The sequence below is a fragment of the Agromyces flavus genome (assembly GCF_900104685.1).
Taxonomy (GTDB): domain Bacteria; phylum Actinomycetota; class Actinomycetes; order Actinomycetales; family Microbacteriaceae; genus Agromyces; species Agromyces flavus.
Genome location: NZ_LT629755.1, coordinates 2952608 through 2968061 on the forward strand (window position 1 = coordinate 2952608; position 15454 = coordinate 2968061).

At 73.2% G+C, this 15454-nt stretch carries 10 protein-coding genes and 1 pseudogene; 6 read left to right on the plus strand and 5 right to left on the minus strand.

What is annotated here, in order from left to right; genetic code table 11:
• Window positions 1–72 precede the first annotated feature (72 nt).
• Window positions 73–1370: pseudogene (locus BLT99_RS13985) on the plus strand (leucyl aminopeptidase).
• Here the strand turns inward: BLT99_RS13985 and BLT99_RS13990 are convergent.
• Together BLT99_RS13990 and BLT99_RS13995 are read right to left on the minus strand one after the other, a co-directional pair.
• Window positions 1354–1815, minus strand: coding sequence for a glutathione peroxidase (locus BLT99_RS13990; RefSeq protein ID WP_092676421.1), 462 nt, complete (start codon window positions 1813–1815; stop codon window positions 1354–1356). The pseudogene BLT99_RS13985 and the gene BLT99_RS13990 sit on opposite strands and share 17 nt — an antisense overlap.
• A gap of 102 nt (window positions 1816–1917) precedes the next feature.
• Window positions 1918–4875, minus strand: coding sequence for a helix-turn-helix transcriptional regulator (locus BLT99_RS13995; protein ID WP_166670868.1), 2958 nt, complete (start codon window positions 4873–4875; stop codon window positions 1918–1920).
• A 98-nt stretch (window positions 4876–4973) separates the two neighbouring features.
• Here BLT99_RS13995 and BLT99_RS17785 point away from each other — a divergent pair, with 98 nt between their 5' ends.
• Entirely contained in the window at window positions 4974–5135 is a 162-nt protein-coding gene (locus BLT99_RS17785) for a hypothetical protein (RefSeq protein WP_172802983.1), read from the plus strand.
• A gap of 553 nt (window positions 5136–5688) precedes the next feature.
• Here BLT99_RS17785 and BLT99_RS14000 read toward each other — a convergent pair.
• Window positions 5689–6393, minus strand: coding sequence for a pyridoxamine 5'-phosphate oxidase family protein (locus BLT99_RS14000; protein ID WP_092673708.1), 705 nt, complete (start codon window positions 6391–6393; stop codon window positions 5689–5691).
• 78 nt (window positions 6394–6471) lie between these two features.
• Between BLT99_RS14000 and pdxR the strand changes: the two genes are divergently transcribed.
• The 4 genes from pdxR to BLT99_RS14020 all read left to right on the plus strand — a co-directional run bounded on the left by pdxR (window position 6472) and on the right by BLT99_RS14020 (window position 12036).
• Entirely contained in the window at window positions 6472–7983 is a 1512-nt protein-coding gene (gene pdxR / locus BLT99_RS14005) for a MocR-like pyridoxine biosynthesis transcription factor PdxR (RefSeq protein ID WP_229724415.1), read from the plus strand.
• Window positions 7984–8011: 28 nt separating this feature from the next.
• Window positions 8012–8410 (plus strand): hypothetical protein, encoded by a 399-nt coding sequence (locus BLT99_RS14010; RefSeq protein WP_092673711.1) that lies wholly within the window; start codon window positions 8012–8014, stop codon window positions 8408–8410.
• An 84-nt stretch (window positions 8411–8494) separates the two neighbouring features.
• Window positions 8495–10633, plus strand: coding sequence for a S9 family peptidase (locus tag BLT99_RS14015; RefSeq protein WP_092673714.1), 2139 nt, complete (start codon window positions 8495–8497; stop codon window positions 10631–10633).
• Between the two features lie 86 nt (window positions 10634–10719).
• On the plus strand, window positions 10720–12036 hold the full coding sequence (locus tag BLT99_RS14020; RefSeq protein WP_157675001.1) for an FAD-binding oxidoreductase: 1317 nt from the start codon (window positions 10720–10722) through the stop codon (window positions 12034–12036).
• A 34-nt stretch (window positions 12037–12070) separates the two neighbouring features.
• On the opposite strand, the gene BLT99_RS14025 is transcribed toward BLT99_RS14020, so the two are convergent.
• Complete coding sequence (locus BLT99_RS14025) at window positions 12071–14704, minus strand: cation-translocating P-type ATPase (RefSeq protein WP_092673720.1); 2634 nt, start codon at window positions 14702–14704, stop codon at window positions 12071–12073.
• Between the two features lie 77 nt (window positions 14705–14781).
• The gene (locus tag BLT99_RS14030) at window positions 14782–15441 is read right to left on the minus strand and encodes a DUF1349 domain-containing protein (RefSeq protein ID WP_092673724.1); all 660 of its coding nucleotides are present in this window, start codon (window positions 15439–15441) and stop codon (window positions 14782–14784) included.
• Between the last annotated feature and the right edge of the window lie 13 nt (window positions 15442–15454).

Sequence of the window (15454 nt, forward strand, 5' to 3'; positions counted from 1 at the left end):
CCCGAGGGCATACCGCTCGACCGGGCGGCGCTCGCGCGCGCGGGATTCGAGGCGAAGGCCGGGCAGACGCTCGTGATCCCCCAGGCCGGACGCACGCTCATCATCGTGGTCGGCGGCGGACCGGAGCCCGACACGACGGACGCCACGTTCCGCGACGCGGCCGCCGCGTTCGTGCGCGCCGCGCCGAAGGCGTCATCGATCGGGTTGCGCGTGCCGTCGCTCGGCGGAGTCGGCGCGCCGGCCGCCGCCCGCGCGCTCGTCGAGGGCGCCCTGCTCGGCCGCTATCGGTACGACGCGCTCAAGTCCGAGGCGCGCGAAGCCCGGCTCGAGGTCGTCGAGCTGCGCATCGACGGCGCCGACACGGCAGAGGCCTCCGCCGCTGCCGAATCGGGCGTCGTCACTGCGCGCGCGGCCGCCATCGCGCGCGATCTGGCCAACACGCCGCCGAGCCACCTGACGGCGGTCGACCTGGCCGAGGTCGCCGAACTGCTCGGCGGCCGCTTCGGGTTCGCGGTCGAGTCGTTCGACCGCGAGCAGCTGATCGAGCTCGGATGCGGCGGGGTGCTCGGCGTGAACGCCGGCAGCGCCGAGGAGCCGCGGATGATCGTGCTGCGCTACTCGCCCGACGGCGCGCCGACCGGTCACCTCGGACTGGTCGGCAAGGGCATCATGTACGACTCGGGGGCATCAGCCTGAAGCCGAGCGACCCCATGCACCTGCTCATGAAGATGGACATGGGCGGCGCGGCCGCGGTGCTCGGCGCGTTCACCGCGCTGCGCGACATCGGCGCCACGGCTCGGGTCACCGGATGGCTCATGTGCACCGACAACATGCCGTCGGGCTCGGCCTACAAGCTGGGCGACGTGCTCACGGCCCGCGGCGGCACGACGGTCGAGGTGAAGAACACCGACGCCGAGGGGCGCCTGGTGCTGATGGACGGTCTCGCGCTCGCCACGGAGGAAGGGGTCGACGCCATCGTCGACATCGCCACACTCACCGGCTCGGCCATGCGGGCGCTCGGCGAGACGCATTCGGTCGTGCTGGGCACGAGCCAGCCGCTGGTCGACCGGGTGCGCGAAGCCGGCGACGCGACCGACGAGCTCACCTGGCAGTTCCCGCTGCAGCGGAAGTACCGCAAGCTCATGGACTCCGACATCGCGGACATCGCCAACATCGGTGGCGACAACGCCGGGGCGACCACCGCGGCGCTGTTCCTCGCGGAGTTCGTCGGCGACACGCCCTGGGCCCACCTCGACATCGCCGGCACCATGAACTCGACGAGCGACGAATCGTGGCGCTCGAAGGGTGCGACGGGCTACGGCACCCGCCTGCTCATCGAGGTGGCGAAGGAGTTCAGCCCCGTGTCGTGATGAGCGCCGCCTCGATCTCGGAGATGATCGCCGGGTCGTCGGGCTCGACGGTGGGACGGAAGCGCCGCACCTCGCCGCTGGGGAGCACGAGGAACTTCTCGAAGTTCCACACCACGCGACCGGCCGCACCCGAGGCGTCCGGCGTCTTCGTGAGCTCGGCGTAGAGCGGTGCGGCCCTGCGGCCGTTGACCCGGACCTTGTCGAGGATCGGGAAGGTGATGCCCCAGGTCGTGGAGCAGTACTCGCTGATCGCCTCGTTCGTCGAGAGCTCCTGCAGGAACTGGTTGCTGGGGAACCCGAGCACGGTGAAGCCGCGGTCGCCGTAGGTGCGCTGCAACTGCTCGAGCTTCTCGTACTGCGGGCTCAGGCCGCACCGAGACGCCACGTTGACGACCAACCGCGCCTGGTCGGGCCAGTCCGCAAGCGTGCGCGTCTCACCGGTCATCGTCTGGAACGGGATCTGCTCGAGCGTCGTCGTCACGACTCCACGGTACGGACGGCGGCTGGGAGCATGCTCGGACCGACGGCGCTTCGGGCGCCTCGGCAGTCACCGCGCGACGCGTGCCAGGAACACCGCCTCGGTGCGGCTCGAGGCGCCCAGCTTGCGGAGGATCGCGGACACGTGCACGCTCGCCGTCTTGCCGCTGATGTAGAGCCGCTCGCCGATCTGGCGGTTGCTCAGGCCCTCGGCGATGAGGTCGAGCACCTGGCGTTCGCGAGCCGTGAGCTCGGCGACCGCGTCGGCCGCGTCATCGGCGCCGGCGACACCGGCCGACCCGCGGGAGACGTCGCCCGACGTGGCGCCGTCGAGCCCGATCGCCGCCTGCATCGCGACGCGCGCGGCGCGCGTCTGGACGGCGGTCACGCCGCCGGCGACCGCGGAGTCGAACGCGGCCTGCAGCGCCTCGCGGGCGCCGACGCGATCGCCGTCGGCCAGCAGCGCCTCGCCGAGCCGGAGTTCGGCGTACGGGAGCAGGAAGCCGGGCGCGGTCTCGGCACGCGCCGCATCGGCTGCGGCGCGCCACGCGGCCTCGGTCGGCTGCAGTTCGGCGTCGACGAACGCGGCCCACATGGCGTGCGTCGGCCAGAAGGCGAGCCGGTCGACCAGCTCGCGGAGGGCGGGCTCGGCGTCGAGGATCTCGGCCGCCTCGGCCTCGGACACGCGCATGGGATCGGCGCGGACCGCGGCGATCACGCGCGCCAGCGCCCACATGAGCGGCTCGGCGTAGCCGGCGAGCGGCAGCTGCGCTTCATGCAGGACGCCGCGTCCGTCGCGCCAGGCCTGCGAGACGTCGCCGACGGCGAGCCCGATCTCGACGGCGACGCGCTGGACGCCCAGGCGGGTCTGCATCTCGACGGCCATGATCGGCGTCATGGTCGCCCGTGAGCTGCGCAGGAGCTCGGCGGCGCGCTCGGCGTCGCCGCGCCACACGAGCGCCCACAGCTTGGCGCGCTGCAGGTAGACCCGGAACGGGGCGGGCGGATCGAGGGCGAGTCCGCGTTCGATGAGGGCGTCGGCACGGTCCCACTCGCCGAGCGCGAAGAGCGGATCGACCGCGTTCGAGGCGAGGATCACGCCGGAGCTGCGCTCGACGCCCTGTCGCCGGGCGCGGTCGAGCCCCTCTTCTGCGAGGCGGACGGCCTCGTGGTAGTCGCCCACGAGGTTGCGCAGGTCGGAGGCGTTGACCCAGTACCGGAGCAGCGCCGACCCCTCACCCTTGGCGAGCTCGCGCGCGCGTTCGATGTCGACGAGCGCGCGATCGACCTCGCCCCGCGCGGCGCGGCTGACCGCGGCGATGTTCATGGCGACGGACGCGTAGCGGGGGAAGTCGATGCGCTCGGCGAGCTCGAAGGCCTCGCCGGCGACGCGCACGGCGTCGTCGATGCGTGCCTCGATCATCAGCCGGCCCGCGAGCGCGGTGAGGATGGTCGCTCGGAGGTCGTCGGAGTCGTCGGCGGGCAGCGCCGCGAGCGCCTCTTCGAGGATCGCGATCGAGCCCGGACGCCCGACGCCGGCGAGGTAGAGCGCCTTGTCGCGCAGCAGGCGAGGATACTGCTCGTCGTCGGGCGGGCACTCGGCGAGCGCGGCCTTCACCATGGCGAGGCTGCGCTCGCCCTCGCCCGCGTGCCGCAGGTAGGACGCGGTGCGCCCCATGAGCTCGAGCTTGCCCATGCCGGAGACCTGCTCGGGGTCGGGCACGCTCTGCCACAGCTCGAGCGCGCGCTCACCCAGCTGCGCCGCAGAGGCGTAGGCGACCGCCGCGCGGGCCTCGCGCATGGCCTGGATCGTCGCCGGGAACGCTCGCACGGGATCGTGCGCACCGAGCCAGTGGTACGAGATCTCGGCGGCGAGTCGGCGCCCGCCCGCCGCCGCCTGCGCCTCGTAGGCCTCGGCGTACCGCGCGTGGAATCGAGCGCGTTCGCCCGGGAGCAGGTCGGCCAGGATCGCCTCGCGCACCAGTGCGTGGCGGAAGGCGTAGTCGTCGCCGTCGATCTCGATCACGCCGTAGCGCACGCTCTCGCGGGCGGCCGCGTCGAGCGCGCCCTCGTCGCCTCCGTCGACGGCGGCGAGCAGCGCATGCGGCACGCGCACGCCGCCGGTCGAGAGCAACCGGAGGAACGCCTGCGCCGCGTCGGGCAGCCGCTCGTAGCGGGCCAGCAGCAGGTCTCGCAGGGTGTCGGGCACGAAGCCCTCGTCGCGGCATCCGTCGATGCCGACGAGCTCTTCGACGAAGAACGGCACGCCGTCGCTGCGCGCGAACACCGTGTCGAGCGCCTGTTCGCTCAATGCGTCGTCGGCCAGGAGGGTGCGGACGAGGTCGCGCACCTCGTCGTGCGACAGCCGGCCGAGCTCGCGACGCTCGACCCATCGGTCGCGCTCGACCTCGGTGAGGAAGCCGCGGAGCGGATGACCGCGAGTCACGTCGTCGCTGCGATAGGTGAGCAGGAGCAGCACGCGGCTGGATCCGAGCGAGCGCAGCAGGAACCGAAGCAGCCCGAGCGTCGCCGCATCGACCCAGTGCAGGTCTTCGATCACGAGCACGATCGGCTCATCGCGGGAGAGCGTCTCGAGCAGCACCGCGACGGCCTCGTGCAGCTGCCCGCTGCCCGCCCCGCCTGGCGTGATGACGATCTCGCCCGCGGTGGCGCCGCCGGAGGTCGCGAGCTCGGGCAGCAGCGCGATGAGCGCAGCACGGCCGGGGCCGACGGCCTCGAGCACCCGGTCGGCGCCGACCTGCGCGACGAGCGCGCGCAGGGCGCCCTTGATCGGGGCGTATGGTGCGGCGACCTCGCCGAGGTCGACGCACTGGCCGAGGATGAGCCGGACGTCGGGACCGAGCCCGGCGGTGAACTCGCGGACCAGCCGGCTCTTGCCGATGCCCGCCTCGCCGCCGATGATCGCCGTCGCGGGCGTGCCCGCGCGCACGCCGAGGAGCAGGTCGCTCAACCACGCGAGATCGGTGTCTCGGCCGATCATGGTGGGGCTCGACGGGGAGCTGGTCACGGGACCATCGTCCCACGCACCGACGACATCGGCGCCGGGCCCGAGGACCCGGCGCCGATCTCCGACGTGGTCGGTGCTCATCGGGCGAACTGGGGAGCGTGGCCGATGCGGTGGCGACGGCGCGAGACGCGCGACGCGAGGCCGGCGAGACGGCCTTCCTCCAGGCGGGCGCGCTCGGCGGCGGCGCGATGGATCGCGAGCTCGTGCTCGGCTCGCTGCACGTCGGCGTCGAGCAGTCGAAGGGCGATGAAGCCGGCTGAGTGCTGCATGATTCCTCCTGGTCCGGGGCGATGTTCCGATGCTGCGCCCTAAGGCGGTGACGGTTCATCGGGCGATGTCCGTATTTCGGGGGCCGAGGCGGTGAGGGGGCCTCAGGCGGCGGATTCGAGTGCGGATGTCCGGGTCTCCGCCGCCTCAGTGGGAGAGCGTCGTCGTGCGGTGGTATCCGTCGCGACGGAACTGGATCACCGCGGCGACGACGGCTCCCACCGAGATGAGGCCGAGGACGAGCATGGTGGCGAACATCGCACACCTCCTTTCACTGCGTCAGGGGTCGGTCGGTCGTGATGCGAGCGTGCTCGCTGAGGTACCCGGCGTGCGTCGGGCGATCTGCGTATTTCGGGGGTTTGAGGCGGCTGAGGGGCCCTCAGGCCGAGAGCGGTGCGGATGTCGGGTCGCGACGACGCTCAGTGCGCGGCGGTCGGGGTCCGGCGAGAGCCGTCGCTGCGGAACTCGACGAGCGCAGCGGTGACCGCCCAGCCGACGATGAGTCCGAGCACGAGCAGGGTGGCGAACATCACGCACCTCCTTCCATCATTCGAGCCTGTCGGATGGCGCGTTGCGGGTCGTCAGCGCGATCACGGAATCCGGCACGGGCGTACCCGCAGGGGTCAGCCCTGAGGCGATCGGCGTGCCCCACCGCCGCTCGAGGGGGACCACGCCGGCCCATGAGGAGTGGTCCTCACCGTCGTCCGGCTCCTCCGAGGGGCCGCCCGAGCGCTGCTTCATCACGACGTCGTCGAGCGCGAGCCGGAGCACGCGGGTCGCGGCGACCTCTTTGCGCCGCGTTCCGCGCACCTCGGCCGGTCGGCCGGGCATGAGCCGCTCCGACAGCGCGATCAGCGCGGCATCCGCCTCGTCGGCCGACACGGGCTCGAGCACGCCCTGGATCGTCGCGCTGCGGTAGTTCATCGAGCTGTCGAACAGCGACCGCGCGTACACGAGGCCGTCGAGGGCCGTGACCGAGAACACGACGGGCAGGCGGGCGGATGCCGCGCGCAGGGCGAATCCGCCTCCGGTCGAGCCGTGCACCAGCACGTGACCGTCGACGCGGGCGAACCCCATCGGGACGACCACCGGCACGCCGTCGAGCGCGACCGCGAGGTGTCCGACGAGCTCGGAGTCGAGGAGATCGTGCAGGGCGAGCCGGTCGGTCGTCTGCCGGTCGGGCAGGCGGCGGACGCGCCGGGCGGCGACGGTCGTGCGGGCGGATGCGGCGGGCGTCGCGGTCGAGGTCATGCGACCAGTGTGCGCGCCGCGCTGGTATGGTGTGCAGACCAGTTGTCGCGTATTCGACCAGTCCAGTCAGGGGTCGCCGTGGACGGACCGCTCCTCGTCATCGACCGCGACGACGCGCGCCCGCTCGGCGCACAGCTCGTCGAGGGCCTGCGCCGCGGCATCCTCGACGGCCAGCTGCGGGCCGGTGACCCCGTGCCGTCGACGCGCTCGCTCGCGACCGAGCTCGGCGTCGCCCGGAGCTCCGTCGTCGCCGCCTACGACCAACTCGCCGGCGAGGGGTACCTCGAGCTGCGCCAGGGCGCGCCGACCCGCGTCGCGTCGTTCGCCGGGCACTCCGCGGTCCCTGCACCCGTGCACTCGCCCGCAACGGTGACGACCCTCGATGCGGGTCACGAGACCGGCGCACCCGCGACGACCGTCCTCACCGGGGCGGATGGCGCGGGCCCCGGCAGCGGGCGGGCGGAACCGCTCGACCTCCGTCCGGGCCGGCCGTCGACCGCGCGCCTCGACGAGCGCGCCTGGCGCGCGGCATGGCGCCACGCGGGGGGTCTGGCCGTCCCAGGCGACACCGCGCCGCCGTTCGGCGAACTCCGGCTGCGGTCCGAGATCGCCGATCACCTCCGCCACGCGCGCGGGGTGACCTGCTCGCCCGAGGACGTCGTCGTCACCGCCGGCACGAGCGACGCGATCGCGCTGCTCGCGTCCGCGCTCCGACTCGCCCTCGGCGGCGCCCCGCGGGTCGCGGTCGAGCACCCGGGGTATCCGTCCGCCCGGCGCGTGCTCGAGCGAAGCGGAGCGCTCCGGGCGGTGCCGGTGCCGGTCGACGCCGACGGCATCGACCTGACGGCGCTGCGCGGCATCCGGCCCGCCCCCGACGCGGTCATGGTCACGCCCAGCCATCAGTACCCGCTCGGCGGACGCCTCCCGGTCGCGGCGCGCCTCTCCCTGCTCGAGTGGGCCGAGTCGCGTGGAGCCCTCGTCATCGAGGACGACTACGACAGCGAGTTCCGGCACGTGGGCGCGCCGCTGCCGGCCCTCGCGTCGCTCGACCGGGCCGGACGGACCGCGCTGGTCGGCAGCTTCTCGAAGGTGCTCACGCCCTGGCTGCGGCTGGGGTACATCGTCCTGCCCGCCGACGACGCGGTCCGCGCCGCGGTGGCGGCGGTGCGCGACGACGAGACCTGCCCGGTTCCGGGCATCGCACAGGAGGCGGCGGCCGAGCTCCTCGCGACCGGCGCCGTGCGACGCCACATCGCCGCGGCGCGACGCGACTACGCCCACCGTCGTGCACTCGTGCTCGCCGAGCTGTCCGGCATCGACGGCGCACCGCTGTCGGGCCTCGACGGCGGACTGCACGCCGTGATCGGCTTGCCCGCGCACACGGTCGCGGACGCCGTCGTGGCGCGACTCGCCTCCGACGGCGTGCTCGTCGCACCGCTCTCGGACTACTCGGCGATCCCGGGCGAGGGTCCGTCCGGACTCGTGCTCGGCTACGCGTCGCCGCCCGACTCGCGACTCGCGGGCGCGCTGCGCCTCGTGCGCGCGGCCGTCGAGCACGAGCTGTCGCGCCATCCGCAGGCCCGGCGCTAGCCTGAGCGGCGAGGCCGGAGGGAGCCGGATGGACGAGATCGTCACGCTCGAACCGTGGAGCCCCCTGCCGCTCGTCGTCCCGGCGCTGATCGTGCTCGCCGGGGTCGTGGTGTCGATCATCGGCACGCACCGGCGCGTCAAGCCGCTGCGCGAGACGGGCTACGTGGCGATCGTGTTCGGCGCGCTCGCGGCGGGCGCCATGACCTACTCCATGGCCGGCATCTGGGACACCGAGCAGCGCACCGACGCGCTCGTCTCGCTGGGCTACGAGACGCCCACGTTCAGCGCGAGCATGGGCCTCGGCGCGGGCGAGACGCCGCCCATCGCGTTCCAGGCGGTGCGCGACGGCGTGCGCGTCCGGGGCGTGATCGTGCAGGTCGACGACGATCAGTGGCAGGTGCGGGAGGTCGCGGAGGACGAGGACTGAGCCGGGGGCGCGAGGCGCGCCATCCGCTCAGTCGATCGCGACGGCCGGATGTCGCGACGCCGACGGTCGGCGTAGCGTTGGGTCGTGCTGACTCCTCCGGTGACCGAGAAGCGACCGACCGAACGCACCCACCACGGCGACGTGGTGATCGACCACTACGAGTGGTTGCGCGACAAGGACGACCCCGCGGTGATCGCCCACCTGAACGAGGAGAACGCCTACACCAAGGCGCGCACGAAGCACCTGTCGCTGCTGCAGGAGCAGGTGTTCGAGGAGATCAAGCGACGCACGAAGGAGACCGACCTCAGCGTCCCCACGCGCGAGGGCACGTGGTGGTACTACTCGCGCACGGTCGAGGGCCTCCAGTACGCCATCCACTGCCGCGTGCCCGTCACCACGCCCGACGACTGGGAGCCGCCCGCGGTGCCCGAGGACGGATCGCCGCTGCCGCACGAGCAGGTGCTGCTCGACGACAATGCCGAGGCCAGGGGGCACGAGTTCTACGCGCTCGGGAGCTTCGACGTGACCGCCGACGGCACGACCATGCTCTACGCCGTCGACGTCGAGGGCGACGAGCGGTACACGCTGCGGCTGCGCTCGATCGACGGATCGGGCCGCGAGTTCGACGACGAGATCCCGGGTACCGCCGGGGGCGCGGTGTTCGAGCCGACCGGCCGATACCTCTTCTATGCCACGGTCGACGACGCGTGGCGTCCCGACACGATCTGGCGGCACGAGGTCGGCACCCCCGCCTCGGCCGACGTGCAGGTGTTCCACGAGCCCGACGAGCGGTTCTGGCTCGGCGTCGGGCTCATGCGGAGCCACCGCTACCTCGTGCTCGAGGCGGGCTCGCAGGTCACGAGCGAGACCTGGCTGCTCGACACCGCCGACCCGACGGGCGAGTTCCGCGTGGTCTGGCCGCGGCGCGATGGCGTCGAGTACGACGTCGAGCACGTGGTCGCCGGCGGTCGCGACCGCCTCCTCATCGTGCACAACGAGGGCGACGCGGTGAACTTCGAACTCGTGAGCGTCGCCGTCGACGACCCGCAGGGGCCGAGGCGGATGCTCCTTCCCCACGATCCGCGGATGCGCATCGAGGGGGCGCACGCCTTCCGCGACTTCGTCGCGCTCGAGTACCGCCGCGACGGCCTGCCGCGCGTCGCGATCGCCAAGGTCCCGCCGCAGGGCCTGCCCGACGACGCGACGCCCGACGACACGCTGCACGAGCTCGCGTTCGACGAGGAGCTGTTCTCGGCCGGCGTGGGAGCGAACCCGGCGTGGGAGCAGCGGTCGCTGCGGATCGGGTTCGGCAGCTTCGTGACCCCGTCGACCGTGATCGACGTCGACGTGCCGACCGGGCAGCGCACCGTCCGCAAGCAGCAGCCCGTGCTCGGCGACTACCACCCCGAGCGCTACGCGCAGAAGCGCGAATGGGCGACGGCACCGGATGGCACGAAGGTGCCGATCTCGCTCGTGTACCGCCCCGACCTGGTCACCCTCGGCGAGCCCGCCCCGATGCTGCTCTACGGCTACGGTTCGTACGAGCACGCCATCGACCCCGGCTTCGGCATCCCACGGCTGTCACTGCTCGACCGCGGCATGGTGTTCGCCGTCGCGCACGTGCGCGGCGGCGGCGAGATGGGTCGTCTCTGGTACGAGCACGGCAAGAAGCTGCACAAGCGCCACACGTTCACCGACTTCATCGCCGCGGCCGAGCACCTGGTCGACCGCGACATCACCTCGCCCGACCACCTCGTCGCGCAGGGCGGATCCGCGGGCGGACTCCTCATGGGCGCGGTCGCGAACCTCGCCCCCCGCCTGTTCGCGGGCATCGTGGCCGAGGTGCCGTTCGTCGACCCGCTGACGTCGATCCTCGACCCTTCGCTGCCCCTCACGGTCATCGAGTGGGACGAGTGGGGCAATCCGCTCGAGGATCCCGAGGTGTACGCGTACATGAAGTCGTACGCGCCGTACGAGAACGTGCACGCAGTGCAGTACCCGCGGATCCTCGCGATCACGTCGCTGAACGACACCCGCGTGCTCTACGTGGAGCCCGCGAAGTGGGTGGCTCGCCTGCGCGAGGTGGGCGCCGACCCGCTGCTGAAGATCGAGATGGCGGCCGGGCACGGCGGGGTCTCGGGTCGCTACGCGGCGTGGCGCGAGCGCGCGTTCGCGAACGCGTGGATCATCGACGCGGCGGGGGCGCACCCGAGCGGCGAGTAGGCGCGGCGCGGAATGGCGGGATCTCCGCGATTCGTGCCCCGATCGGGGCTCGTGGGATGTCGGTGGCACTCGGCAGACTGGCGCCCATGTCGTTCATCGCCGAACTGAGCCAGCGGATGCCGCAGCGCGTCCATGCACCCGGCAGTCCCGAGTACGAGGCGGGCGCGGCCGTCTTCGGCGCCACGGGCACGCCCGATGCCGTCGTGCGTCCCGCCTCCGCGGCCGAGGTCGCCGAGGCGGTGCGCGCCGCGGTCGACGCGGGCGTGCCGATCGCCGTCCGCTCGGGCGGACACGGCTCCGAACCCGCCACCGCCGGCCTCGTCATCGACCTCGGCGAGCTGAACGGGGTCGAGCTGGCCGGCACCGACGGCCTCGTGCACGTCGGTGCCGGCGCGAAATGGGGCGACGTGGCCGCCGCCCTCGCGCCGCACGGCCTGGGCATCACCTCGGGCGACACCCTCGACGTCGGCGTGGGCGGGCTCGCGCTCGGCGGCGGCATCGGGTGGCTCGCCCGCACGCACGGCCTCACGGTCGACATCCTGCGCGAGGTCGAGCTCGTCACGGCCTCGGGCGACGTGCTCACGGTGAACGCCGAGTCGCACCCCGAGCTGTTCTGGGCGCTGCGCGGCGGCGGCGGCAACTTCGGCGTCGCCACGCGGTTCACGTTCCAGGCCGCGCCGGTCGACGGGCTCGTGGGCGGGCACCTGCGGTGGGAGGCGTCCGACGCGCCTGCGGTGCTGCGCGCGTGGCGCGACGTCCTGCGCGTCGCGCCCGACGAGCTGAACGGCACGCTCCTCGTGATGCCCCCGCTCGCCCCCGAGATGCCCGCCGGGCCGCAGCTCGCGGTGGCGCTTCGCGGGTCCGAGGCCGACCTCCGTGCGCTGCTCGAGCCGATGACCTCGCTCGACTCGCTCGTCGAGGAGTCCCTGGGCCCGGTGCAGTACGTCGACCTGCTCGAGGCCGCTCCGCCGGGCAAGCCGCCGTTCCTGTTCGTCGGGGGCAACGGCTTCGCACCCGATCTCTCCGACGCGGCGCTCGAGGCGTTCGCCCGCGCCGTCGACCGCGAGATCCCGACCATGGTCCTCATCCGAGCGCTCGGCGGCGCGTTCTCACGGGTCGCCCCCGACGCCACCGCCATCGCGCAACGCGACGGCCAGGCGCTCGTGGCGATCAACGGCATCCTGCCGCCCGACGCGAGCGCCGAGCAGGTCGCCGCCGCGCGCGTCCCCGTCGACGAGGCCATGACGTTCACGACCGGCAAGTACGCGAACTTCACGCCCGAGTTCGGCGACGAGTCCATCGGCGACATCTATCCGCCGGCCACGCTCGAACGCCTGCGCGCGGTCAAGCGCGAGGTCGACCCGGGCGACGCGTTCCGAGCGAGCCACCACATCGCGCCATAGCCACACGCTGCAGTCGGTGGTCGTCGCGAGGACGTCACCGAGCCGAGTGGACGGCGTTCGCGTGCGGTGGGGCACCGCGACGCGACCGGAGTCGCTTGTCGAGTGCGTCCACCGCGAGCAGGGTGGGGAACGCGGCGATCGCGACCGCCCATCCGGCGAGCGGCGGGTTCGCCTGGCCGAGCACGTCGGCGATCGGCGGCACCCACAGCAGCACGAGCGAGAACGCGGTGCCGATGAGCACGGCGCCGACCAGCAGGCGATTGCCGAACCATCCCAGCGCCCCCGGCCACTTGGTCGCCGAGCGGCAGGCGAACGCGTTGGCCGCTTGGGCGATCACGACCGTGATGTACGCGGCGCCAGAGGCGGCCAGCAGCTCGTCGCCCGTCGGGAAGGGGCCGCCCGGGCGCCAGCCCAGCGCCGCCATCGACACGACGAACGCGAGCAGGCTGAGCGCCGCCTCGAGCGGGCCGAGCACCCCGAACGCACGCCGCAGCACGGTCGCGTTCATGAGGCGTCCGCCCACGGGCGGTCCCTTCAGCAGGTGCTTCGCGGGAGGCTCGGCGCCGAGTGCGACCGCTGACAGCGTGTCGGTGCCGAGGTCGAGCGCGATGATCTGGAGGACCCCCAGCGCGAGCGGGAATTGGCCGCCCGACAGCGCCCAGACGACGAACGGCGTGAGCTCGGCGACGTTGTCGGTCAGGTGGTAGGTGAGGAACCGGCGGATGTTGACGTAGGTCGCGCGGCCGTGCTCGATGCCGGCCACGATGCTCGAGAACGCGTCGTCGAGGAGCACGAGGTCGGCCGCCTCGCGAGCCACGTCGGTGCCCGAGCGTCCCATCGCGACGCCGATGTCGGCCTCGTGCAGGGCGGGCGCATCGTTGACCCCGTCGCCGGTCATCGCAACGACGTGCCCGCGCGAACGCAGCGCGCGGGCGATCCGCAGCTTGTCCTCGGGCGAGACGCGCGCGACGACCGCGCCGTCGTGGTCGAGCACCGCGGCGAGGTGCTGGTCGTCGGCCGGCAGCTCGTCGCCCGTCAGCACGGGCGAGTCCGGTGACCGGAGGCCCACCTCGTCGGCGATCGCGCGTGCCGTGGTCGGATGGTCCCCCGTGATCATGGCGACGCGCACGCCCGCATCGCGGCAGGCCGCGAGCGCCTCGACCACGTCGTCGCGTGGCGGGTCCTCGAGCGCGGCCAGTCCGAGCAGCCGCAGTCCCGGCTCGCATTCCTCGAGCGTGCGCGGGGTTCGGGCGCCCCGCGCCGCAGACGCGACGGCGATCACGCGCAGCCCGCGCGCCGTGAGCGCGTCGAGCGCGGCATGCGCGGCCGGGTCGTCACCGCAGAGCGGCAGCACGGTGTCCGGCGCACCCTTCACGACGATCTCGTCCGACCGCACCACGGCCATCCGGCGCAAGCGCGGATCGAACGGGAACCGCAGCTCGTGCTCCTCGTCGCGCCGGTCGGCGTCGGTGTCGACCCCCATCCGGCGCGCGAAGGCGTCGAGTGCGGCTTCCATGGGGTCCCCGTGGGCGCGCCACCGCCCGTCCACGAGCTCGGCGTATCCGGTCGAGCATCGTTCGGCGGCGAGCGCGAGCGACCGCACCGGGCCGGGCGCATCGGGTCCCGACCAGGAGAGCGCGGCCTCCGGGCCGTAGCCGGGCCCGTCGAGCACGACCGAGCCCGCGGGCGTCCACGCCTCGACGACGTTCATCAGGTTCTGGGTGAGCGTGCCGGTCTTGTCGGTGCAGATGAACGTGGTCGACCCGAGGGTCTCGACCGCCTCGAGGTGCCTGACGAGGATGTTGCGCTTCGCCATCCGCTCCGAGCCCCACGCGAGCGACAACGTCACCGTCGGCAGCAGGCCCTCGGGCACGAGCGCGACCGTCACGCCGATTGCGAAGACGAAGGCCGCCTGGATCGGGTTGCCGACGATGAGCGAGACGACAAGGAACAGCAGACCGAGCCCGATCGCGATCCCGGCCGTGAGCCGCACGACCCCGCGCAGACCGCGCGTGAGCGGCGTGTCGGGCTTCGCGCTGGTCGTGGTCAGCCGCGCGATGCCGGCGAGGCGGGTTCGCGCGCCGGTCGCGGTCACGACCGCCGTCGCCTCGCCCTCGACGACGAAGGTGCCGGCGAACAGCGTCTCGCCCTCCACCACTCCACCCGCGACGCTCTCACCCGTCAGCATCGACGAGTCGACGAGCAGCCGATTCGTCGCGAGCGTCTCGGCGTCGGCCGGTACCCGGTCGCCGCTCTCGAGCAGGAGCGCGTCGCCGACGACGACGTCGGCCGCCTCGACGACCTGCCGCCGTCCGTCGCGACGCACCGAGACGCGCGCGGGGAGCAGGTCCTTCAGCCGGTCCGCGGCGCGATCGGCGCGGGCCTGCTGGGCGGCCGCGAAGATCGCGTTGAGCACGATCACGCCGACGATCGCGATGCTCAGCTCGGGCAGTCCGGCGACCAGCGAGAGAACCGCGGCGCCCCACAGCAGGACCGCGAAGAAGTGCGTGAGCTCGCCGAGGATGCGCCGCACCGCCGACGGACGCCGGGCGCGAGGCAGCACGTTCGCGCCGTCGCGAGCACGACGCTCCGCGGCCTCCTCGGTCGTCAGCCCGACGCCGCTCGGCGCCTGTGCCGATCCCCGCCGCTCTTCCTGCCGCTCCGCCATCCGGTCCTCTCGACCCGGTCAGCGTAGGAAGGTGCGTACGCGGGTGGACGGGACATCCGTCCCGCGGGGTTCGCGGGTCAGCCGGCGGGCGGGTCCTCGTGCAGGTCGACGTCGGGCTCGACGAACGCCCATCGGGTGAAGCGCACGGTCAGTCCGGCACGCATCGGCGCGCAGACGAGCGGACCGGCGGTCGCCGCATCCGCGTCGAACGGGGCCACCCGGATGGTGCGCCACTCCCCCTCATCGGCGCGGGCGCGCAGCGTGACCGCATCGCCCTCGACGCCCGACCGGCTGGCCCGGATGGTGACGATGCGCCCGCCCCAGTCGGGCACCGGGGCGAGCGACCAGTCCGAGACCCGGTTCGTCACGACCGCGCCGACGTGGGGCACGCCGTCGTTCATCTCGATGCCCGCCTTGATCCAGACCTCGTCGCCCGCCTGCAGCATGAGGCCGGCCTGGTCGTAGAGCCCGTCGAGCGTCGACGTGTCGAAGGAGACCTCGACCGCGGCATCCGTGGGCCACGGCGCGAGCAGCGCGTGGCCGTCGTCGTGCACGAACCCGTAGTGCGTGGTGCGCCAGAAGTCGCTGCCCGCGGCGGCCTCGACGACGATCCCGCCCTCTTCGGTGCGCACGTCGAGCGGATCGCGGGTCCACCGTCCGGCGCTCCACGGGGCCGCGCGCTCGGATCTCTCGGTCTCGGGCACGGCGCGGTCGGGTTCGTCGGCAGCGGCGATCATGCGACCACGTTAG

Excerpts from the sequence above, each read along its gene's own strand:
- BLT99_RS14020 (WP_157675001.1), top strand. The coding sequence starts at position 10,720 with ATGTCGTTCATCGCCGAACTGAGCCAGCGGATGCCGCAGCGCGTCCAT.
- BLT99_RS14010 (WP_092673711.1), top strand. The coding sequence starts at position 8,012 with ATGGACGAGATCGTCACGCTCGAACCGTGGAGCCCCCTGCCGCTCGTC.
- BLT99_RS13990 (WP_092676421.1), bottom strand. The coding sequence starts at position 1,815 with ATGACCGGTGAGACGCGCACGCTTGCGGACTGGCCCGACCAGGCGCGG.
- BLT99_RS14025 (WP_092673720.1), bottom strand. The coding sequence starts at position 14,704 with ATGGCGGAGCGGCAGGAAGAGCGGCGGGGATCGGCACAGGCGCCGAGC.
- BLT99_RS14030 (WP_092673724.1), bottom strand. The coding sequence starts at position 15,441 with ATGATCGCCGCTGCCGACGAACCCGACCGCGCCGTGCCCGAGACCGAG.
- BLT99_RS14000 (WP_092673708.1), bottom strand. The coding sequence starts at position 6,393 with ATGACCTCGACCGCGACGCCCGCCGCATCCGCCCGCACGACCGTCGCC.